The sequence below is a fragment of the Idiomarina baltica OS145 genome (genome assembly GCF_000152885.1).
In the GTDB taxonomy this organism is placed as follows: domain Bacteria; phylum Pseudomonadota; class Gammaproteobacteria; order Enterobacterales; family Alteromonadaceae; genus Idiomarina; species Idiomarina baltica.
The window spans coordinates 381,550-402,580 of the sequence record NZ_CH672403.1 but is presented as its reverse complement, the minus strand read 5'-3'; the positions used below and the strand labels follow the sequence as shown (position 1 = coordinate 402,580).

20 protein-coding genes are annotated in these 21,031 nt (G+C 46.7%); 15 read left to right on the top strand and 5 right to left on the bottom strand.

Features of this window, described 5'->3' with window-relative positions; translation table 11 throughout:
• Positions 1–77: 77 nt before the first annotated feature.
• The 8 genes from lptM (at position 78) to OS145_RS03255 (ending at position 7,343) form a co-directional block, all read left to right on the top strand.
• Complete coding sequence (lptM, locus tag OS145_RS03290) at positions 78–257, top strand: LPS translocon maturation chaperone LptM (RefSeq protein WP_006954679.1); 180 nt, start codon at positions 78–80, stop codon at positions 255–257.
• Complete coding sequence (gene lysA / locus OS145_RS03285; protein ID WP_006954678.1) at positions 238–1,491, top strand: diaminopimelate decarboxylase; 1,254 nt, start codon at positions 238–240, stop codon at positions 1,489–1,491. The genes lptM and lysA overlap by 20 nt, the downstream gene beginning before the upstream one ends.
• A gap of 4 nt (positions 1,492–1,495) precedes the next feature.
• Positions 1,496–2,323, top strand: coding sequence for a diaminopimelate epimerase (gene dapF, locus OS145_RS03280; protein WP_006954677.1), 828 nt, complete (start codon positions 1,496–1,498; stop codon positions 2,321–2,323).
• Positions 2,320–3,015, top strand: a complete 696-nt coding sequence (locus OS145_RS03275; protein WP_006954675.1) for a DUF484 family protein — start codon at positions 2,320–2,322, stop codon at positions 3,013–3,015. The genes dapF and OS145_RS03275 overlap by 4 nt, the downstream gene beginning before the upstream one ends.
• Positions 3,002–3,910: a tyrosine recombinase XerC gene (locus OS145_RS03270; RefSeq protein ID WP_006954674.1), complete on the top strand. Its 909-nt coding sequence runs from the start codon at positions 3,002–3,004 to the stop codon at positions 3,908–3,910. The genes OS145_RS03275 and OS145_RS03270 overlap by 14 nt, the downstream gene beginning before the upstream one ends.
• The gene (locus tag OS145_RS03265; RefSeq protein ID WP_006954672.1) at positions 3,907–4,614 is read left to right on the top strand and encodes an HAD-IA family hydrolase; all 708 of its coding nucleotides are present in this window, start codon (positions 3,907–3,909) and stop codon (positions 4,612–4,614) included. Before OS145_RS03270 ends, OS145_RS03265 begins: the two co-directional genes overlap by 4 nt.
• 69 nt (positions 4,615–4,683) lie before the next feature.
• A complete protein-coding gene (uvrD, locus tag OS145_RS03260; RefSeq protein ID WP_006954670.1) occupies positions 4,684–6,858 on the top strand; it encodes a DNA helicase II in 2,175 nt (724 codons plus the stop codon).
• A 62-nt stretch (positions 6,859–6,920) separates the two neighbouring features.
• Positions 6,921–7,343: an OsmC family protein gene (locus tag OS145_RS03255; protein ID WP_006954667.1), complete on the top strand. Its 423-nt coding sequence runs from the start codon at positions 6,921–6,923 to the stop codon at positions 7,341–7,343.
• Here OS145_RS03255 and rarD read toward each other — a convergent pair.
• Entirely contained in the window at positions 7,336–8,265 is a 930-nt protein-coding gene (gene rarD, locus OS145_RS03250) for an EamA family transporter RarD (protein ID WP_006954666.1), read from the bottom strand. The two genes, OS145_RS03255 and rarD, sit on opposite strands and share 8 nt — an antisense overlap.
• Before the next feature lie 15 nt (positions 8,266–8,280).
• Entirely contained in the window at positions 8,281–8,736 is a 456-nt protein-coding gene (locus OS145_RS03245; protein ID WP_006954664.1) for a thioesterase family protein, read from the bottom strand.
• An 84-nt stretch (positions 8,737–8,820) separates the two neighbouring features.
• Between OS145_RS03245 and recQ the strand changes: the two genes are divergently transcribed.
• The 3 genes from recQ to OS145_RS03230 are packed head-to-tail and all read left to right on the top strand — an operon-like array spanning position 8,821 to position 13,751.
• Positions 8,821–10,662 (top strand): DNA helicase RecQ, encoded by a 1,842-nt coding sequence (gene recQ, locus OS145_RS03240; protein WP_006954662.1) that lies wholly within the window; start codon positions 8,821–8,823, stop codon positions 10,660–10,662.
• Entirely contained in the window at positions 10,655–10,912 is a 258-nt protein-coding gene (locus tag OS145_RS03235) for a DUF3630 family protein (protein WP_006954659.1), read from the top strand. Before recQ ends, OS145_RS03235 begins: the two co-directional genes overlap by 8 nt.
• A 52-nt stretch (positions 10,913–10,964) precedes the next feature.
• Positions 10,965–13,751, top strand: coding sequence for an EAL domain-containing protein (locus tag OS145_RS03230; protein WP_165477437.1), 2,787 nt, complete (start codon positions 10,965–10,967; stop codon positions 13,749–13,751).
• A 77-nt stretch (positions 13,752–13,828) separates the two neighbouring features.
• Here OS145_RS03230 and OS145_RS03225 read toward each other — a convergent pair whose 3' ends face one another.
• On the bottom strand, positions 13,829–14,293 hold the full coding sequence (locus tag OS145_RS03225) for an Hsp20 family protein (protein WP_006954656.1): 465 nt from the start codon (positions 14,291–14,293) through the stop codon (positions 13,829–13,831).
• A gap of 210 nt (positions 14,294–14,503) precedes the next feature.
• Here OS145_RS03225 and OS145_RS03220 point away from each other — a divergent pair, with 210 nt between their 5' ends.
• The 3 genes from OS145_RS03220 (at position 14,504) to OS145_RS03210 (ending at position 17,649) form a co-directional block, all read left to right on the top strand.
• The gene (locus OS145_RS03220; RefSeq protein WP_006954654.1) at positions 14,504–15,505 is read left to right on the top strand and encodes a hypothetical protein; all 1,002 of its coding nucleotides are present in this window, start codon (positions 14,504–14,506) and stop codon (positions 15,503–15,505) included.
• Positions 15,506–15,517: 12 nt separating this feature from the next.
• Positions 15,518–16,321: a mechanosensitive ion channel family protein gene (locus tag OS145_RS03215; RefSeq protein WP_006954653.1), complete on the top strand. Its 804-nt coding sequence runs from the start codon at positions 15,518–15,520 to the stop codon at positions 16,319–16,321.
• Between the two features lie 98 nt (positions 16,322–16,419).
• Entirely contained in the window at positions 16,420–17,649 is a 1,230-nt protein-coding gene (locus OS145_RS03210) for an EAL domain-containing response regulator (RefSeq protein ID WP_006954651.1), read from the top strand.
• On the opposite strand, the gene OS145_RS03205 is transcribed toward OS145_RS03210, so the two are convergent.
• Both OS145_RS03205 and OS145_RS03200 read right to left on the bottom strand, forming a co-directional pair.
• The gene (locus tag OS145_RS03205) at positions 17,579–19,432 is read right to left on the bottom strand and encodes an ABC transporter ATP-binding protein (RefSeq protein WP_040487685.1); all 1,854 of its coding nucleotides are present in this window, start codon (positions 19,430–19,432) and stop codon (positions 17,579–17,581) included. The genes OS145_RS03210 and OS145_RS03205 overlap by 71 nt on opposite strands.
• Before the next feature lie 22 nt (positions 19,433–19,454).
• Positions 19,455–20,531 (bottom strand): transporter substrate-binding domain-containing protein, encoded by a 1,077-nt coding sequence (locus OS145_RS03200; RefSeq protein ID WP_006954647.1) that lies wholly within the window; start codon positions 20,529–20,531, stop codon positions 19,455–19,457.
• A gap of 116 nt (positions 20,532–20,647) precedes the next feature.
• On the opposite strand from OS145_RS03200, the gene OS145_RS03195 reads away from it, so the two are divergent.
• Entirely contained in the window at positions 20,648–21,031 is a 384-nt protein-coding gene (locus tag OS145_RS03195; RefSeq protein ID WP_006954645.1) for a DUF6746 family protein, read from the top strand.

The window sequence follows — 21,031 nt, the reverse complement described above, 5'->3', positions numbered from 1 at the left end:
CTACTTAATGACATTTCGCTTTGGTGGTGCGATGATAGGCGCCACGAGCATATTCAATATAAAGATATAGTTTAGCGATGTTTAAGCGAAATGTAACCAAGCCATTGATTCAACTGTGTATCGTTTTCTCCAGTGTATGCGCCCTAGCCGCTTGTGGTCAAAAAGGACCTCTGCAACCAGCGCCAATGCCTGAAAAAAACCAACAGCAACCACAACCACAACAACCAAGTAACGCCGATGAGTCAGTTAAGTTATAAAGCGGGACAGCTTCATATAGAGTCTAACAACCTTTCAGCGTTAGCTGAGCAATTTGGTACGCCACTTTATGTTTACTCAAAAAGCCAAATTTTAGCGAATTGGCAAAAGTTTCGTGCGTTTTGGCCGAGTCAGCATAAGTTGTGCTACGCGGTTAAGGCGAACAGCAACTTGGCTATATTGCAACTACTTGCTCAACACGGTGCATGGTTTGATATTGTTTCAGGAGGTGAGCTCAAGCGTGTGTTAGCAGCCGGTGGATCCGCTAATCAGGTGGTATTTTCGGGCGTCGCCAAGTCAGAAGCAGAGATTCGTTTCGCACTCGAAAAAGGCATTGCATGTTTTAACGTTGAGTCTGCAGCAGAGCTAGAGCGGATTGAGCAAGTTGCTCGGGCGCTAAAAACACGTGCTCCCGTGTCTCTGCGCGTCAATCCCGATGTTGACGCTAAAACACACCCTTATATCTCGACAGGTTTAAAAGCTAATAAGTTTGGGATAGCCATAAATGATGCTATGGCAGTTTTTCGTAGAGCTCATACGCTTAACCATATCGAGCTGTTAGGTGCAGACTGCCATATTGGTTCACAAATTATGTCTGATGCGCCTTTTTTAGATGCAGCAAAGCGTATGTTTAAGCTCTTAGAAAGACTGCAAGAAGAGGCAATTGAACTTTCACACCTTGATTTAGGAGGAGGTTTCGGTGTCGATTATGAAGGCCACGCAACCCTCGATTTAGAAAATTATCTTCAAGGTGTTATTGATCTAGCTCACGACTACCCTAAGCTCACGTTAATGTTGGAACCAGGACGTGCAATCGTTGGGGACGCTGGCGTGTTGATTAGTAAAGTTGAATACATAAAGCGCTCAGATGACAAACAGTTTGTGTTAGTCGATGCGGGAATGAACGACCTGATGCGTCCTTCGCTTTATCAAGCATGGCACGATATTGTGCCTGTACGTGAGTTGACCGGGGTTGCGGATGGCATCGTAGATGTTGTGGGCCCTGTTTGTGAAACAGGTTGCTTTTTGGGCCATGCGCGCCATCTCAATGTAAACGCCGATGACCTTATTGCTATAAAGCACGCGGGGGCTTATGGGTTTACTATGGCGTCAAATTACAATACGCGTGTACGACCTGCTGAAGTCTTGGTTGAAAACGACCGAGCATGGTTAATACGTGAGCGTGAAACATTCGATGATCTGATCCGCGGTGAGCGGCTTATCGCTGAGGAGTAGAATGATGTTACTGCAGTTCTCAAAAATGCACGGATTAGGTAATGACTTTGTTGTCATCGATAATGTCACACAGAACTTTTATGTGAATCCTGAGCAAATTAAGCAGTGGGCAGACAGGCACCGTGGTATCGGGTTCGATCAACTGCTATTGGTCGAGCCGCCATATGACCCTGATCTCGATTTTCACTATCGCATTTTTAACGCTGATGGAAGCGAGGTCGCACAATGCGGTAATGGGGCGCGATGCTTTGCTAAATTTGTTAAAGCGAAAGGTTTATCAAATAAAAATCACCTAAAAGTGAGTACCAAAGCCGGCACGATGGTTTTGCACATAGAAAAGGATGGCCAAGTAACGGTCGAAATGGGTGAGCCCATGTTTGAGCCAGCCAGTGTCCCTTTTAAAGCTCAGAAACCCGAGCATACCTATGTATTGAGAGTCGCCGATGAGACCGTGTTGTGTGGTGTAATGGGGCTTGGAAATCCACACTGCGTTATCGAAACGGACGATGTAAATACCGCTCCGGTCGCGTCATTAGGTGAAAAAATTGCTCAGCATGAGCGCTTCCCTGAAAGCGTCAATGTGGGCTTTATGCAGATTGTCTCGCGTCAGCAGATAAAATTACGTGTGTTTGAACGTGGTGTCGGTGAGACTCAAGCTTGTGGTAGCGGAGCTTGTGCCGCCGCGGTCATTGGAATGCAGCAAGACAAACTGGAGCGCCAAGTTAAAGTTACGCTGCCCGGTGGCGAGTTGACTATTCGTTGGCAGGCGGGTCAGTCGGTAAAAATGACAGGACCTGCAACACTTATTTTTGATGGACAAATGGTGATATGAACGATAACAAACAAGCGCTTGATACACCTGTCATTGATGACACCCTTATTCGAGCCTATTTGGAACAAAATCCCGACTTTTTCGAACGACATGATGATTTACTCAGTCGTCTGTCAGTTTCTCACGAACGTAAAGGCTCGGTATCGTTAGTCGAACGTCAACAACAGAAGCTACGTGAGCGCGTTAATCAGTTGGAAGAAGAAATAACCGAATTAATGATTAATGCAAGGCGTAACGAGGCCATTTTTAAAGCCTATAGTAAATTGTATGTTCAATTACTAAATTGCCGGACTCTACAGCAGGCGCTCGATGCTTTAAGTGACACATTTGAAGATGATTTAGGTTTATCGGCCCTAACATTGAAAGTATTCGATAGCCCCATCGAAGTCAGCGATCAATTAGTTTTTGCGGCAGATACTCACCGTCAGTTATTGAGTAAGCGCTTTGAGGAGAGTCCTATCTATCTTGGACGCTTAACTGAACAAGAACGCAAGCTGTTATTTCAAGATGAAGCGGTTCATTCAGTCGCGCTGATGTCACTCGGTGATCAAGGTGAAGTCGGCATGTTTGCGGTCGGCAGTAGCCAAGCGGACCACTTTGAGCCAGCAATGGATCCTTTGTTAATTAATCAATTACAAGCCTTGTTAAGCGCCTTATTGCCTCGCTTGCTCGTTGATCATGAAGCTGCATGAGATTCAGCATCGTTGGTTGCAACAACTTGAAGGCGAGCGTGGGTTAGCTCAGCTGACGATTAAAAACTATCAACGCCTGACGGGGATCGATATTGAGCAGCTCGACCGACAAGGTGTCGAGCATGCCCATCAATTGACTCGCTCGATTTTTGAACGACTACTTGTGGGGTGGCGCCGAGATGGTCTCGGCGAACGTTCAATTGCGCTTAAACTATCTGCATGGCGAACCTTTGTGCAGTACATGCTTGACTATCAACATTTAAATGATGATCCCCTCAGTGGCCTAAAGGCACCTAAGATCCCTAAAAGGCTACCTAAAAACCTTGATGTCGATAGTATTTCACATTTATTGGAACTTCCCCTCGATGATGAATTAGCGATCCGAGATTCCGCGATGATGGAATTGCTTTACTCGAGCGGCTTACGTTTAGCTGAGTTAGTGAGCTTAGATATGGATAGTATCGACCTTCGCTATGGACAGCTGCGCGTTGTTGGTAAAGGAAGCAAAACACGAATTGTCCCTGTGGGTAAGATCGCTATAAAAGCGATACAGCGTTGGCTGAAAGTACGGGCCAATTGGTTGGCTATGCGTCCCGAGGTCGCGCTATTTATTAGTCAGCGTAACCAACGTATTAGTCAGCGAACCGTGCAGCAACGGCTCAATTTTTGGGGAAAACAGCAAGGCGTGGTGGGTAATTTACATCCACACAAATTGCGCCACTCTTTTGCTTCACACATGTTGGAATCCAGTGGCGACCTAAGAGCCGTACAAGAGTTACTCGGGCACGCGAACCTGTCGACTACGCAAGTCTATACTCACTTGGACTTTAAACGATTGGCAGAAGTTTACGATTCGGCTCATCCTCGTGCAACTAAAGGTAAGAAGTCCTCATGATACGTTTCCATCGACGCTTTCATCCGCCTAAAGTCATTAGTTTTGATTTAGACGATACTTTATACGACAACGTTCCGATTATTAAACGTACTGAGGAGCGCACCCATTCGCTCATCACTGAACGTGTGCCTGAGACGCGAGAGTGGGATATTGAGCACTGGCGGCAGCGCCGGTTGGACTTAATGCGACGCGATGATGCCCTAGCAGACAATATGACTGCGCTGCGTCGTGCCACTTTGCTACAAGGCTTTCGTGAACTTGAGATCGATGATGCGGACACGGTAACCGATGAGATCATGGATGCGTTCCTTGCTTTTCGAAGCGACTTTAGTGTCAGCGAAGAAGTACATGACTTGCTCGACCAATTAGCATCTCGGTATAGCTTAGTGGCTGTAAGTAATGGCAATGCCGATGTTAAGCGCGTCGGAATTGGGCACTACTTTAAACTTGCCTTACAACCGACCCATGATTTACGTGGCAAACCCAATACTGACATGTTCGAGTACGTAAAGCAGGCAATGAATTGCGCACCCGAGGCTATTTTGCACGTTGGTGACTCGCCGCAGTCGGATGTTTTCGGTGCTCAACGTGCTGGAATGCAAAGTGTTTGGTTAACCAGTGGCTTAGGACGCTCACACCAGTTGCGCGTATTGCCAACGGTGACCATTGATGACTTACAGGAACTTAGCGCATTACTCCTTTAAGATAACTGGTTGCTTATACAGTATTGGATCATTACACTGAGCCTCATTCAGTTAGCCAAGGAGTCATGCATGAGCACGCACCCGTTAATTTCCGGTTTAAATGAGAAGCAAGCCACGGCGGTAAGCGCTGATGATCGGCCTATGCTGGTATTGGCTGGCGCCGGTAGTGGTAAAACTCGGGTATTAGTGCACCGAATTGCTTGGCTGATTCAAGAACGTCGTTATTCTCCTTACAGTATTTTAGCCGTGACCTTTACTAACAAGGCTGCCTCGGAAATGCGAGGTCGTGTTGAGCAACTCCTCGGTTCATCGGTCAGAAATATGTGGATAGGTACGTTCCATGGTCTCGCCCATCGTCTGTTGCGAGCGCACTATATGGATGTAGGCTTACCGCAAAACTTCCAAATATTGGATAGTGACGATCAACAACGTTTGGTTAAGCGCTTAATTAAGTCAATGAATTTGGATGAAAAGCGCTGGCCAGCAAAACAAGCGCAATGGTATATCAATGGTAAAAAAGACGAAGGTTTAAGAGCACAGCATATTGAAACCTTTGATCCCACCGAACAAACCTTAAAACAGATTTACGAGGCATACCAAGAGAGTTGTGACCGTGCCGGTCTAGTTGATTTTGCCGAGCTGCTTTTGCGTGCGCACGAGCTACTGCGTGATAACAAAACCGTGCGGGAACATTACCAAAAACGCTTCCGCCATATCCTCGTAGACGAGTTTCAGGATACTAACTCGATTCAGTATGCTTGGATTCGTTTGCTTTCTGGGCAAGATAATATCGTCACCATTGTCGGCGATGATGACCAGTCAATTTATGGTTGGCGCGGTGCTCGGGTTGAGAATATTCAGCAGTTTTTAGACGACTACCCTGCAGCGATGACTATTCGCCTCGAGCAAAATTATCGTTCGACCGGAAATATATTGCGTGCCGCGAACTCAGTGATCGCAAATAATTCAGACAGACTTGGCAAAGATCTTTGGACAGAAGGCAATGAGGGCGAGCCTATTAGCCTCTATGCTGCGTTTAATGAAATGGACGAGGCACGCTATATCGTGGGTCGTATTGAGGAGTGGCGCGATCAAGGTGGTGCCTTACAGGACGTAGCGCTGTTGTATCGCAGCAATGCGCAGTCACGCGTACTTGAAGAAGCGCTACTGCATGCGCGTCTTCCCTACCGAATTTATGGTGGCTTGCGATTCTTCGAACGGCAAGAAATCAAAGATGCACTCGCTTATTTACGTTTAGTTAGTAATCGTGATGATGATGCGGCGATTGAGCGTGTCATTAATACACCGACGCGCGGTATTGGCAATCGTACCTTAGACATCATCCGGCAGACGGCTCGAGAACAGAAGAAATCTCTCTGGCAGGCGGCGACCCAGCTTGTAGATGAAAAGCAACTAGCGGGTCGAGCGCGCAATGCAGTGGCGAGCTTTATCGAACTTATCAATACCACTGACGATGAAACGGAAGACTTCACTCTGGGTCGTTTAAGCAATGAAGTGATATCACGCTCTGGTTTGCTGGCGATGTACGAGGCCGAAAAAGGTGAGAAAGCGGAAACACGAGTTGAGAACTTGAAAGAGTTAGTCAGTGCCTGCGAAAACTTTACTCAAGACGAGACTGAAGAAGACCTTACACCGCTTAATGCCTTTTTAGCGCACGCGGCGTTGGAAGCGGGTGAAGAGCAAGCCGATGAATACCAAGATGCGGTTCAGCTGATGACGCTACACAGTGCGAAAGGGCTCGAATTTCCGATGGTCTTTATGACTGGCGTTGAGGAAGGCGTATTTCCTTCGCAGCAGTCGATGGACGAACCAGGACGCTTAGAAGAAGAGCGTCGGTTGTGCTATGTCGGTATGACACGAGCGATGCAAAAGTTAGTTATCACATACGCCGAACAGCGGCGTATTTATGGACAAGACTTTTTCCACAAAGTGAGTCGCTTTATTAGCGAGATGCCAGCAGATGCTCTGCATGAAGTGCGCTTGCAAACTCAGGTACAAAAGCCGACAAGTTATGGACGCTTCAATACCGGTGCAAGTCATGAGGCCTTTGAGCAAACTGGATTTTCGTTGGGACAGCGCGTGCGTCATGCGAAGTTCGGTGATGGAACCGTGCTCAATTATGAAGGCACAGGTCCGCAAAGCCGTATCCAGATAAATTTCGATCAAGTAGGGACTAAGTGGCTTGTGGTTGCTTATGCCAAACTTGAACCATCTGTCAGTTAGTTGATCGACATTCGCGTTATGCGCGTAAGCCATAATACACTCTCATTAATGAGGAAGTTATTATGAAACGCAGTGCAAACGCAGTTTGGAAAGGAAGTATCAAAGAAGGTTCAGGTGTTGTATCAACTCAAAGTGGCATCTTGGATGAAACACAGTATTCGTTCAAAAGCCGCTTTGAATCAGGTAAAGGTACTAACCCTGAAGAGTTGATCGGCGCTGCTCATTCAGGCTGTTACGCGATGGCTTTTTCGCTGATGCTAGGCGAGGCCGGTTATGAGCCTAACTCGATTGATGCAAAAGCTGAAGTGAGCTTAGTTGAAGCTGATGGTGGTTTCAAAGTGGATAAGATTCACTTAACAGTGCAAGCCGATATTGAAGGTATTGAGCAGGACGAGTTCGAGAAGCTCGCTGAAGAAGCCAAGAAAGGCTGTCCTATCAGCAAACTTCTCAATGCAGAAATCACGATGGAAGCAACGCTTAACTAATCGGCTCCTGTACCGCTGACTTTTTCAGACGGCGGTTTCGCTGGCGCTGTATCACCGAGTCAAAGGTGTATAGCGCCAACGCACTCCAAATAATCACAAAAGTAATGAGCTTACTCTCTGCTAACGGTTCGTCATACAAGTTCACGGCAAGAATAAACATCAGACTCGGTGCGATATATTGGAAAAAACCGAGTGTTGCGTAGCGAATGCGTTGCGCAGCCGCCGTAAAGCAAAGGAGCGGTATCGTCGTAACTAATCCTGCGGCCATCAGCAACACGTTAAGTTGCCATGAGTTGGCTGTCATATCAGCACTGGGTGAGTCTGCGAAAAACAGTAAATATCCCAACATGACCGGCACAAGCAATGTCGTCTCTAACCATAGACCCGAAATCGAATCGACAGGCAAACGCTTTCTTATCGCGCCATAAATCGCAAAGCTGCTCGCTAAAGCGAGCGCCACCCAAGGCACTGAGCCAAATGTAACGACTTGTATTCCCACACCAACAATGGCTAACCCAATAGCAAATAGTTGTAACCGTCTCATCTTCTCTTGGAAAAAAGCCATGCCAATGGCGACATTGAGCAGTGGGTTAATGTAGTAACCCAAACTTGCATCTAACATATGATTCGCATTAACCGCCCATATAAATAGAAACCAGTTACCCCCCAATAGACAGGTGGCGACGGTAAGACGAAACATCATTTTTGGTGAACGGATAATCGGCTTTAAACGATTCAGTCGTTTTAAGCCTACGATGAGGATAAAAACTAATATAAACGCCCAAATAATTCGATGTGCCAGGATTTCGAACGCCGGCACTTGTTGGACTGATTTAAAATAGATGGGTGCGAAACCCCAAAATGAATAGGCGGCCAGCGCGAAGAAAACGCCCTGACGCGCTCGAACAGCATCTTCGGTCATGATGTTACCTAGTGATTACCCGACGAGATAAGTGCCTGTACCAAAGGCGATATGCGTACCGTCTTCATTATGAAGTTCCATTCGCGCCACGGCAACCTTGTTGCCTGAACGGATTATCGATGCATTTGCAATAAATTCTTTACCCCGACCGGGACGCAGGTAGTCGACACGAAGATCAATTGTGCCACACCGACTCAACCGTTCCATCAGGTAATGCTCTGAAGGTTCCTGTAAACGTTCAATCATGCCAGCGATAGCGACCAATCCACCGGCAGTATCAAGGGCGGTTGCGGTTACACCGCCGTGTAACATGCGTTGTGGAACATTACCCATGAGTGGATCTTGCCAACGAAACTTCACTTGGCCGCGCTCGGGTGTGAACTCGGTAATTTCAAAGCCAAGTAACTTTTGAAAAGGTACTTGTTCGTTCATAAAAGCAGATACGCGTGTGAGAATTTCTTGGGTATTCATTATTTATCATGGTGCAAAGAGGCTAGGACGCTTACAATAGAGTGATGCGAATCATTAAGTCAATAACAGCTAGCCGATTTTATTATGACGTTAAGTGAAGCTCAGCCGACAACATCTAGCTTGCAGCAGACGCTAGCCAACGTTTTTGGGTATACCCAATTTAGAGCGGGTCAAGAAGCTGTCATCCAGCAACTGCTTGAAGGGCGAGACACACTTGTGTTGATGCCAACAGGCGGTGGAAAGTCACTTTGCTATCAGTTACCCGCAATTCATCAACCTGGGCTGACGGTCGTTATTTCACCGTTGTTGTCATTGATGCAAGATCAGGTCGAGGCATTACAGGCAATGGGTGTTGCGGCTGAGGCGTTGCACTCGGGTCTATCTTCTGAACAAGCCTTGAACGTATTGAGACGCTTACAAAATGGCGAAGTATCTTTACTCTACGTAAGTCCGGAGAGAGCGTTGCAAGCTGCGTTTATTGAGCGTTTGCAAACATACCAACCTCAGTTTATTGCGATCGACGAAGCGCATTGTATCAGTCAGTGGGGGCATGACTTTCGACCCGAGTACGGTCAACTAGGTCAGCTACGTCACGTATTACCTAATGTTCCTTTTATGGCTTTGACTGCTACGGCGGATGCGGCAACGCAACAAGATATCATCGAACGGTTAGGACTAAGACAACCCTATTGTCACCGTAGCTCCTTTGACCGACCGAATATTCGCTATGTCGTGCAAGATAAGTATAAGCCTTTTAAGCAGGTCAAAGACTACGTACGCAAGCAGAAAGGCGCAGCAGGTATCATTTATTGTGGTAGTCGAAAGAAGACCGAAGACATTGCCGAGAGCTTACAAGATGCAGGCGTTCGAGCAGCACCTTATCACGCAGGTCTCGCGAGTGAACTGAAAGAGACAACATTAAGACAGTTTTTACGCGACGACTTGGATGTGGTGGTCGCGACAGTCGCCTTTGGTATGGGTATCAACAAACCCAACATCCGTTATGTCATTCACTTTGATATTCCGCGTAGCATTGAGTCCTATTATCAGGAAACCGGCCGAGCTGGCCGTGATGGTTTGCCAGCGGAAGCACTATTATTATACGACCCAAGTGATGCGCAATGGATACGGCGCATTCTAGATGAGCATGATAATGAGCATCGGGGGATCGTAGAACGTCAAAAGTTTTCTGCAATGCAAGCGATGGCAGAAGCCCAAACTTGTCGGCGTTTAGTACTGCTCAATTATTTTAATGAGTTTTCTGAAAAAGAATGTGGTAACTGTGACTTGTGTCTCGATCCGCCAACGCGTTTTGACGCGCTTGAAGATGCACAGAAAGCATTAAGTTGCGTTTATCGGGTTGGTCAGCAGTTTGGTATTTCTCATGTAGTCGAAGTGTTGCGCGGCTCAAAAAATCAAAAGGTACTTGAACACCAACACCACGAGCTCAGTACTTATGGGTTGGGTCGTGATCAGACACACGAATACTGGTATTCGATACTCCGTCAGTTGATTCACCGTGGCTTTTTGGTACAAGATATCCGCCGACATGCAGCCCTGCAGTTAACAGCAGAAGCGCGTCCCATACTGCGCGGCGAAAATACGCTTGAACTGGCTAAGCCTCGCCTTAATTTGACGTCAGGTCAAAGCAAAATCACTGACCGAGGTGACTACAATAAAGTGCTGTTTAGACGTTTAAGGAAATTGCGTAAAGACATCGCCGATCGGGAGGGCGTTCCGCCGTTTGTTGTATTTAATGATAATAGTTTGGTAGAAATGTGTCAGAAATATCCAACTTCAGCTCCAGAAATGTTGGTGATTAGTGGTGTTGGTCAGGTCAAATTGGAGCGTTATGGCGAGGCGTTCATTGATGAGATAGAGTCATTTCTTACACTCAGTTCGGAGAAGGATGTATTGGATGGATGAGACCGTCACACTACCGAGGCTTCCGAAAGATGATACCGACCAGGAAATTAATGCGTGGTTAACCTTGGTAACTCAACGTATAAATGCAACGATTAAGGAACGAGAATGCAGTGCAGACTTATGGAGCTGGCGTCTTGCGATAGATGGCAAACATTGGTTATTGCATTACTCGTCATTGTGCGATGCTGCGTGGTTAGTGCCACTTGAGGGAACAGAGCAATGGATCGAAGCACAAGTCAGGAAATTGTAATATCATGAAATTCGCTAGGCAGAGCGGCTTTTTATTGGTGATATGGGCTCTGATGTTAATAGGTAGCCATGCTTCAGCGAGCGATATCGTTACTGTTTCGGCGCAAACCGACCGTCTGCTTCTTTCGCAGGACATGACATTTCGCGTGTTGCCAGCGAATACGTCTCTACAGCAGCTCGATATTAATCGTGCCCGATACTGGCAGTCTTTCGAAGCGCTAAAACAAAGCGCGCAAGCAAACAACGACACAACGGTATGGGGGTTGGCAACGCTCTACAATCGCAGTGCTATCAATCAGGCTTTTGTCGTTGATCTTGGCGGTTCTTACGTCAAATACGCACAAGTATTTGTGATAAATCGGAATGAAGAAGTCATTGATTCGGCTGATGTTCGCTTTAAAGATGGCCTGATTCAGCGTCCGTACCTTGCACAACAAATGATGTTACCCATAGAAGTGCCGGCTCGCACTACAGTACGTTTGCTCGTCTCTGTCGAAACCCCTCCCGAATATGTCAATCCAATACAGCTTTGGAATCCCGGCTCATTACAGCTCCATCTGCAACAAAAACAAACTGCATTGGGTATTAATGTGGGATTGATGGTATTGATTGCTGTTGCAGCATTTAGTATGACTCGAGGCAATCGGAGACGTCTTCAGCTGAGTATTGCGTGTGTTTGCGTCACTCTCATACTCGTCGTGTTATTGCACAGTGGTCTTTGGATCACCTATTTCTCGCCGTTAAAGCCCAGTATTGCACAACTATTAATGCCCTATTCGCAACAATGGTTATTGGTTGTTCTGGGGTGGGCATGTGTTGAGTTATTTAGTCGGCTAGCGCGTCAATCGCAAATTGTACGCGGCTTAAAGTTGATTACCTTAGTGTTCATCGTTAGTGCGGTATTGCAGCCATGGGCTCCTATGCTAAGGAGCGCTTGGTGGCTGGCGGCGCAAAATTCAGCGTTGATGCTTACCGCCCTATTAGCGATGTTCTTTATTACATCGAGCCGCGCGCGCAACCGCGTCTTTTGGGAAGCCTCCCTACTCACTGTGCTAACCGTTCTCAGCTTACTGATAACATGGCCGCGAATGTCTTCAACCTGGGTTGGTCAGAATACCATTGTCGTATATTGTGCGATGACAGCAACACTCTTGGCGTTATTGATTGCCAACTTCGAGCGTATATCCGAGCAACTTGCCCACAAAGTTCATCGTTTAAAAGCGGCGAATCTAACTATTCGCAGACGTATGCGACTGTTTCAGCAGCGTAGCTCAGAGGGTTGGTTTGAGCTTGATAGAAAGATGCAGTGGATCCGTGCCAACAAGCCTTTTCTTTCTATGCTGGGATGTTCAAATAAAAGCATGTTGGTGCAACATTGGCCCAGTGCTGAAGAGCTTTTCGGTGAAGCTGCTTTAAGCTGGCGCGAGCCAGGTCGCAGTGAGCACTGGCAACAGTTGGTGAATATCACGTTAATTAGTGGTCAACGGCGTTGGTTTTCGGTATCCATCTATCCAGATGGTTTGGGCCACGTGATGGATGTATCCAAGCAAATCGATGCAGAAATGCAACTCAACTATTTGGCCAAACATGACTCGTTAACAGGCTTGCTTAACTTCGAAGAGTTTAAGCGAATTTTCCAGGCGAAGCTCGACAAGCAAAAGCCATGTACGGTGATGTTGATCGATATTAAAGGCTTCGACGTGCTCTGTGATCAGGTTGGAGGACAACATCGAGATCAGGCATTATTACAACTTATTCTGCAAATGAAGAAGAAAACTCCGCAAACAATGCGGCTTGCGCGTTACCCAGTGAATGGTATTGCTATTCTTGGACCGGATGACGAGCAAGCGGTCTTCGCGCTTTGCTATCAGCTTGTGCAAATTGTACGGGAGTTTAGGTATAGCACCGAGGGTCGCGTTTTTCAGTTCACTGCAAACGCGGGCATGGCCGTTGCTAAAGATGCGAACTTGAGTATAGCAGAACGGCTCATCCGACAGGCGCACGATGCAGAAAAAATTGCTCAGCAGTTGGGTGATTTTAAAGTGTACAGTGCTACAGCGGATGATCATCGCCGGCTGCAGACAAGTGAAGAGCGGCGTTGGGAAGATCGGCTTCGTAGTGCATTAGTCAACCAAGACTGGCAAGTATTTCGGCAGCCCATATTAAGCGCATCACTTGAGCAGGATAAACACTGTTATGAAATCTTGTTGCGATTACCCAATGACGATGCACTCGAGCCCGATGAAGCAATTGCTCCGCAGCAGTTTCTAAACGCCGCGGTACAAGCGGGGATTATGGGAAAGGCGGATCGTTGGCTGTTTCGAGAGCTTATAGAACGTTTCGAAGAACAACCCTTTGAAGCAACACGTACTTGGCGTTGTCATGTGAATTTATCACAGCAGAGCTTAGAGGATGCAGACTTTATAAACTTCATTGAGTCGATGGTAGCGCACTCGAATATTCAACCCAAGCAGTTGATGTTTGAAGTTGCGGAACCTATCGCAAACGATCGATTTGAGGAAACGTATCGCCTATTCAAGGAGTTAAACCACTTAGGTTTTGGTACGGCTATCGATCAGTTTGGTACTGGCTTCAATAGCTTTCGTTTGCTCAAGTATTTACCTCTGACTCAGATAAAAGTGAATCGATTTTGGGTTCAAAATATGCTGCTAGACCCGACTGATGCTGAGTTGGTAAACAGCTGCATCCGTTTAGCGCAAATTAATAAAATTGAAGTGACCGCAGTCGGAGTAGAAAATGATGAAACGCGAGCGTTGTTGACGAAAGCTCAGGTTGACTACTTACAAGGCTTTGCCTGCGGTAAGCCGACGTGCTGGTAATGATGCAAAGAAAAAGGGCAGCCTTATGCTGCCCTCTGTTCAACTTGTACTATTTTGCCCAGGGAAAACAAAATAGACTAGCTTTCGCTTTTAACTCGATTCTCGAGTAGTTCTTTTGGTGAACTACCAATATCGATACGCTTAGGTTTCATCGCTTCAGGAATGCGTTTTACTAACCCAATAGTTAACAACCCATTCTTAAGTGCTGCACCCGTTACTTCAACGTGTTCTGCAAGGCTGAATTTACGCTCGAATGCTCGGTTTGCGATACCTCGATGCAGATACTCACGTTGTTCGTTTTCTTCTGCTTTCTTGCCAGTAACACGTAGTACACCGTTCTCGACTTCGATTTCTAAATCGTCATCTTCGAAGCCCGCGACTGCGATAGTGATCGCATATTGATTATCTGCCACACGCTCAATGTTGTATGGAGGGTAACCGCTCGCACTGGTGTCAGAACGAAGTGCTGCGTCGAGTAGTGATGCCATACGATCAAAACCTACGCTGCTGCGATACAGAGGACTTAAATCTATAGTAGCCATAGTCATTCTCCTTAGAAGCAATAACATTTTAATTTTCAATAAAAAGGCACAAATCGTTGTCGCCTTTGCTGAGGGTGACTCTCTTTGAGACCTCACCCTTAATTTCTAAATAGGGACAGGCGTAAGCCAATTCAAGTAGAGAAAGAAAAAAATTGCATCTTGGCAACCAACCCTTTTAAATGAAACTAAGATGAACTAACGAGTACAGCTGTGGACAAAAACCTTTGGCGATGGATTGAACTCAACGAATACGAAACGCCCAGTGTGCCGACAACGATGTTGGCAAAGCGGTGGTGGCAGAAGATGCTACAAACACTCAGACCGAGCCGTGTCGAAGTATCCACCGCAAATTCGGCAGAGGAGGAACCGAAAGGCGTCGAATTTAAGTTTGATGAGCAACCTTTACTGGATTCGCTAAACACGCTATTGGACCAGCAAAACCAAGATGATCCACGTGTCACTTGGCTAGTACTCGCACCGGCATCTCCAGCTTGGAGTGTGATACGAAAATGGGCTAATCAAAACGGTTGGCAACCCGTATCAATGCCTCAGCGTGACTCATTACTGACTTCAAGTTCGGTTGATGAGTTAAATATACCGTCTGAACCCTGGGTGGTGGACGATTTATCGCACGGTTTTGTTCGGCATCCTCTTGGTATACGTTGGTTGCAAAACTTTTTGAGAAAAACGCTTCAGACGCCTCAATCACCGGGGCTTGTCATTTGTGGCAGCTGGTTATATTACTACTTAGAGAAGACTCATGGCGGGCTCAATCGCCAGGCGTTAACGTTACGACCTTTCGATACTGAGTCTATGGTGACCAGTCGCATCGCTGTGAGTCGAGCGCATGCTAAGCGTCTGGTTGCGGTGAGTGAGGGTCACCCGGGCATTGCAGCGGCTTATCGTAACGCTTTTGCTGTCGCGGCTGAACAAACTGAAATTGTACTTGAAATGCCTCAGGTGCCAACCGCTCATGGTGAAACATCAACGTTTGTCATTTATGCACTACTTTTACACGGTGGGCTTAGCACGTTTTTATTAGGAGAAGTGCTTAACAGTATTGCGCCCAACCTTATTGAGCACAGTCTAAACTTATTGCGTAGTCACGGAATTGTGAGGTATCAGGATGATCAGTGGTCGGTCACTGAACTCGGTTACCCAGCCGCTAAGCAGTTTTTAGCGCAACGCGACTTTAATTGGACATCGTGTTAGGGGTAGGATTTTATGGACACACAGAAAATTTCCGACTTGTTTAAGACGGTTGATTCAAACGCAGCTCTGCAAGTTGTTACGATCATCCTAATCGCGTGGCTTATTGTATTTTTGAGTCAGCGTTTACTGCCTCGTCTAGCGAACTTACTTCATAGCAAACAGCGCTTGTACACGTTGGCGCTGATTCCTTTGATTCGCTTAGTTGTCGTAATCGTCGCGTTAGTTATGCTTGTGCCAATTTTTATAGAGCCGACGCTAAAAAATATGGTCGCAGCCTTGGGAGCGCTTGGGTTAGCTATTGGCTTTGCGATTAAAGATTATGTGTCGAGCTTGATAGCGGGAGTCGTTGCGATTCACGAAATGCCTTATCGCCCCGGTGACTGGGTGACCATTGACGGCGTTTATGGTGAGGTGACCCACATAGGATTGCGTACCGTCGAGTTGGTCACGCCCGATGATACGGTCGTTGCGATGCCACATGAGAAAATTTGGCAACATGCGGTGCTCAATGCCAATAACGGCGGTCCATCGTTGATGTGTGTGGCAGAGTTTTTTTTGACGCCAGAATCTGATGGTTTGGTGGTAAAAGAGGCATTGGAGCAAATAGCATTGACAAGTCCCTACCTACAAATTCACAAGCCTGTTGTGGTTACTGTAAACGATGAGCCGTGGGGCACACGATATCGCTTGAAAGCATACCCTGTTGATCCGCGACAGCAATTTAAGTTCATCACTGACTTAAGTCTTCGTGGTAAACAACGTTTGCTCGACTTGAAGATAGAGTTTGCCAAAGTTGAAACCGCAAAAGTGAACTAATTTTTTAAGGGTTTAATCCGTTTTTGAGTGATTAATGTAAAACTAAAGACTCAATTAGTCAGCAGGGCGCACATCGATAGAGCTGCGGAACCTCAATTATGAACTCAAACTACCAGCATGTATTAATTCTTGAGGACGATGCGGTTACCGCGGAACACCTTTCGAGCATTTTAGTTAAACAAGGTATTACATCGGTCACGCGATTTGAAAGCGGGTTTGAGGTGTTGCATGAAGTTGAACACAGTAAACACCCGGACCTAATTTTATGTGACCTCCGTTTGTCGGATATGGATGGTCTTCAATTTGTACGGTTTTTAACAGAAACCCATTATGAAGGCGATATTGGATTTATCAGCGGCAACGATAGTCGAGTGCTGGATGTTGTTCAGCAATTGGCTCGCTCACTTGGCTACTCAGTTCTAGGGGGATTAACCAAGCCCGTTACGCCCAATCAGGTGGTCCGCATGCTGATGGCGCGACCGATTAATGAACCTGCACCACAGCCTCACTCTATATATTCGTTATCAGCAAATCAGATTATCAAAGGCATTCGAAGTGGTGCGTTGGTCCCTTATTATCAACCTAAGGTTGATGTGAAGGATAATCGGGTGGTTGGCTTTGAATCTTTGGCGCGCTGGCGCGATAAAAAAACTGATCAGGTTTTATCGCCAGCTACGTTTATTCCTGTTGCGGAGCGGTTTGGTATTATCAGTGAGCTGAGTTTGACCTTTTTAAAGACGGTCTTGAGCGACTTTAAACAGTTTCACGCCTTTGATGAGCAGGTCAGCGTTTCGGTCAACTTCAGTATCGAGAGCCTTAGCGATCGTCACCTGCCGGACATGCTGATCGACCTGCTGCGTGAATATAATGTCTCTCCGTCTCGTATCGTGATTGAAGTAACAGAGTCTCGCTTAGCTCATGATCGGATTAATGTTTTAGAGGTTTTAGCACGTTTACATCTAGCGGGTTTCCGTCTCTCCATTGATGATTTTGGAACAGGGTACTCATCGCTTTATCGGTTGAAGCACACACCGTTTGAAGAGCTTAAGCTCGATCGTTCCTTTGTTCAGGACGCCGTCAAAGATAACTCTGCGCAAGCGGTTATTCGCTCTTCTATGCAGCTTGCTAAAGAGCTTAATATGGAAGTGGTTGCTGAAGGTGTAGAGACCGTAGAAGAAGAACAGTTAATAACTCAGATGGGCTGCGGTGTCATGCAAGGCTTCCGCTTTGCAAAACCGCAACCCATTGAGAGCGCTTTTAATATTGAGTGGCCTCTTCATCAAGTGTCTCAGGTAGAAAGCCTCCGGACTGGTGACGCCAGAGTTTAGCGTAAAGACCGTCCTGCCCCAGAAGCTGTTCGTGACTGCCTTGTTCAATGATCTGACCTTGGTCCATTACGATGAGTTTATCCATCGCGGCGATAGTGGATAAACGATGCGCAATAGCAATGACGGTCTTACCTTGCATCAGTTGATACAAGTTATCTTGAATAGCATTTTCAACCTCAGAGTCGAGCGCTGATGTTGCTTCATCTAAAATAAGTAACGGCGCGTCTTTGAGCATCACCCGCGCTATGGCAATACGTTGACGCTGTCCACCCGAGAGCTTAACGCCGCGTTCACCAACGTGAGCGTCGAGTCCCCGTCGTCCTTTTGAGTCCTCGAGTTGGTCGATAAATTCATTACAATGCGCGCGTTTTACCGCGAGTAACAGCTCTTCTTCGGTGGCGTCGGGGCGGCCGTAGAGGATATTGTCGCGCACGGAGCGATGCAGCAATGAAGTGTCTTGCGTGACCATGCCAATATTAGCGCGCAGAGTGTCTTGCTGTACTTGGCTAATATCTTGACCATCAATAGTAATGGCGCCTTTTTCTACATCGTAAAAACGCAGTAATAAGTTAACCAACGTCGACTTGCCGGCACCCGAACGACCGACAACGCCAATTTTTTCACCCGGTTTAATGTCTAGATTGAAATCTTCCATTACACCGGAGCCTTTCCCATAGTGAAAGCTGACATGATTAAACCGAATGTTACCGTGCGGTACATTTAACGGCTTGGCATCGGGCTTATCAACAATACGTTGGGGGACGGCGAGTGAGCCAATACCATCTTGTACGGTGCCGATGCTCTCGAACAGCGTTGATAGTTGCCACATGACCATTTGTGACATACCGAACAAGCGCAGTACTAAACCAATGACAACGGCCACGGCACCTAAGGTGACCCAGTCGCCTCGCCATAGGACGATGGCGGTCGCAGCGGATCCGAATAATAGTCCACAATTGATAAAATATAGAAAGCCATAGAGTTGCGTGACCAAGCGCATTTGCGCGTGGACGGTGGTTAAAAACTCGCTCATACCCTCTTTAGCGAACCGCGCTTCACGTTGTGCATGGGAGAACAATTTGACGGTTTGGATATTGGTGTAGGAATCGACAATACGTCCCGTCATAACCGAGCGTGCATCTGCTTGTAAAGCGGAAACCTGTCCCAGTTTCGGAACATAGTAGCGCAATAAGATCCCGTAGAGCACAAGCCAAATAGCGAGTGGCAACATGAGGCGCCAATCGGCGGAACCAATAATAAAGAACATGCCAATAAAATAGACCACGACATAGTTAATGATCTCAATAAACGACATGATACATTGCCTGACAGCTAACGAGGTTTGCATCAGTTTGGTTGCGACCCGACCAGCAAACTCATCCTGATAATAGCTCATCGATTGTTTCATTAAGTAACGATGCCCCTGCCAACGAATGCGCATAGGAAAGTTACCGAGCAGTGTTTGGTGAGTCAGCATGGAGTGCACCCAAACCAACAGCGGTAGTCCGATAAGCACGAGTGCGCTCATCCAAACTAAGGGTACGAACTGATCTTGGAAAATTGTTTCGCGATCTTGCTGTGACAGCCAATCGACAATTTGCCCTAAAAAACCGAAAAGCCAAACTTCCGCGATGGCTATTCCAGCCATAAAGAGCGCAGTCATCAGCAAATAGGGCGTTGAACCTTTAGTAAAATGCCAACAAAACGCAAAGAAGCCTTTCGGCGGTTGCGTTGGCTCTTCCTCGGGAAACGGGTTGATACGATTTTCAAACCATTTAAACAACATCGATTGAACTCCAGAAAAATTATTGGCCGAGGTAGCGGCTGCGTTCTTGGCGCCATGCTTCAGTTTGGATGATAGCTAAAAGCTCGCGGTTGGTAGACTCGCGGAGCGGACTGCCTTGTGGTAGTACAAAGCCATAGTCTTGCGAAATCACGCGTTCGGGTAATACCCGGACGTTATTATATGACTGTGTACGAATCAGGTAGCGAATGATAGGTTCATCATAAACCACAGCATCGAGTTGACCATTGTCGAGTTTCGCTAAGGCTGTGTTGAGATCGGTTACCGATTCAAAGCCGATATTCTTATCTTCTAACCAGCGCGCTGTCGCTGAAGAGCCAATGGTCGCTACACGCGCATTACCTAAATCTGCAACACTGGATACTTTTGACTGAAACTTAGAAACGGTCAATGATGAAGCGATACTTGCGGTGAAGCTCGAAATAATGATGACGCAGGTAAACATCCAGATCAGGCTGACTGCTCGTCCCCCCAAGCTGCGGGGGGATTTATCACCGTAACCCACGGTGGTCATAGTCACGGCGGCCCACCAAAAGCCTGATCCCAGGCCTTTTAGTGGCTGGTCAGAGAACTCTTCAGTATTTTCTTTGCGCTCGAAATACCAAACTAATGCACCGGCAACAAAGAGCACCAACGATAGAATCATAATGATGTATAGAAAATCAAAGGACACAAAGCGTTTAGTCATTGCCCACCAAGTTGACTCGTTATTAACGGGTACAGCAATAGCCAGACCGCCATTGATAAACGGTTGACTAAAGTCTAATCGTGCTTCGCGTTCAGAGGTGATGGTGAGTGCACCGAGGCCAAGATCATAGTCGCCACGCTCCACACCATTGATAACCTCGTCTAAGGGCAGTGGATACAATTCATAATTGACGTTTAACCGATCTGCGATATCTTGCCATAGCTGAATTGCCAAACCTTGATATTGCTGGTTACTTTGTTCAATGACAAATGGCGCATTCACGCGCACCGCAATTTTTAATGGCTCTTTAGGCTGCGGTGTCGCCTGCTGCTGTGCAAGCGCAGATGAGGAGATGAGTACGGCGATAAACGCGAAAACAAAATGACGCATGTGAACGTACCTTATTAATTAATACAAATTAAAGATTAGCAGTTATGATTACATAAAATAGTGTCATACCGATTGATTATTTGAATACTTTGGAAAAATAGTAAGAGGAATGTTCTATGCGAAAACTGGTTTATACCTTGGCAGCGTGTAGTGTGCTAATGACTGCCGGCGCGCTAGCGCAACAACAAAGCTATCAGCATTTTAAGCCGAAGCCTTCTGAAAATTTAGCGCAAGCGCTCGCCAATATTGATGAGTATAACGCGAAGCTGAAATCTTTAACCGAAGGCGAGATGACCGCTCAGGATTTAGCCAAAGTGCATGAAATTACCTACACATTAGAAGTTGCGCTGGCGCGCCTGAGTAAAGAGCTGGATGTTGCGGCGAATTCATTGGAGCAGGTCCACTTAGGTTCAGAGGCCATGAACCAAGCGCGCGTGAAAGGCTTTGCGAAAGACTACCTACGCACGCTCGACACAATCACCTCGGCTAAGAAAAACTAG

Coding starts and splice junctions, on each gene's coding strand:
- lptM (WP_006954679.1), top strand. CDS start 78: ATGTTTAAGCGAAATGTAACCAAGCCATTGATTCAACTGTGTATCGTT.
- lysA (WP_006954678.1), top strand. CDS start 238: ATGAGTCAGTTAAGTTATAAAGCGGGACAGCTTCATATAGAGTCTAAC.
- dapF (WP_006954677.1), top strand. CDS start 1,496: ATGTTACTGCAGTTCTCAAAAATGCACGGATTAGGTAATGACTTTGTT.
- OS145_RS03275 (WP_006954675.1), top strand. CDS start 2,320: ATGAACGATAACAAACAAGCGCTTGATACACCTGTCATTGATGACACC.
- OS145_RS03270 (WP_006954674.1), top strand. CDS start 3,002: ATGAAGCTGCATGAGATTCAGCATCGTTGGTTGCAACAACTTGAAGGC.
- OS145_RS03265 (WP_006954672.1), top strand. CDS start 3,907: ATGATACGTTTCCATCGACGCTTTCATCCGCCTAAAGTCATTAGTTTT.
- uvrD (WP_006954670.1), top strand. CDS start 4,684: ATGAGCACGCACCCGTTAATTTCCGGTTTAAATGAGAAGCAAGCCACG.
- OS145_RS03255 (WP_006954667.1), top strand. CDS start 6,921: ATGAAACGCAGTGCAAACGCAGTTTGGAAAGGAAGTATCAAAGAAGGT.
- rarD (WP_006954666.1), bottom strand. CDS start 8,265: ATGACCGAAGATGCTGTTCGAGCGCGTCAGGGCGTTTTCTTCGCGCTG.
- OS145_RS03245 (WP_006954664.1), bottom strand. CDS start 8,736: ATGAATACCCAAGAAATTCTCACACGCGTATCTGCTTTTATGAACGAA.
- recQ (WP_006954662.1), top strand. CDS start 8,821: ATGACGTTAAGTGAAGCTCAGCCGACAACATCTAGCTTGCAGCAGACG.
- OS145_RS03235 (WP_006954659.1), top strand. CDS start 10,655: ATGGATGAGACCGTCACACTACCGAGGCTTCCGAAAGATGATACCGAC.
- OS145_RS03230 (WP_165477437.1), top strand. CDS start 10,965: ATGTTAATAGGTAGCCATGCTTCAGCGAGCGATATCGTTACTGTTTCG.
- OS145_RS03225 (WP_006954656.1), bottom strand. CDS start 14,293: ATGGCTACTATAGATTTAAGTCCTCTGTATCGCAGCAGCGTAGGTTTT.
- OS145_RS03215 (WP_006954653.1), top strand. CDS start 15,518: ATGGACACACAGAAAATTTCCGACTTGTTTAAGACGGTTGATTCAAAC.
- OS145_RS03210 (WP_006954651.1), top strand. CDS start 16,420: ATGAACTCAAACTACCAGCATGTATTAATTCTTGAGGACGATGCGGTT.
- OS145_RS03200 (WP_006954647.1), bottom strand. CDS start 20,531: ATGCGTCATTTTGTTTTCGCGTTTATCGCCGTACTCATCTCCTCATCT.
- OS145_RS03195 (WP_006954645.1), top strand. CDS start 20,648: ATGCGAAAACTGGTTTATACCTTGGCAGCGTGTAGTGTGCTAATGACT.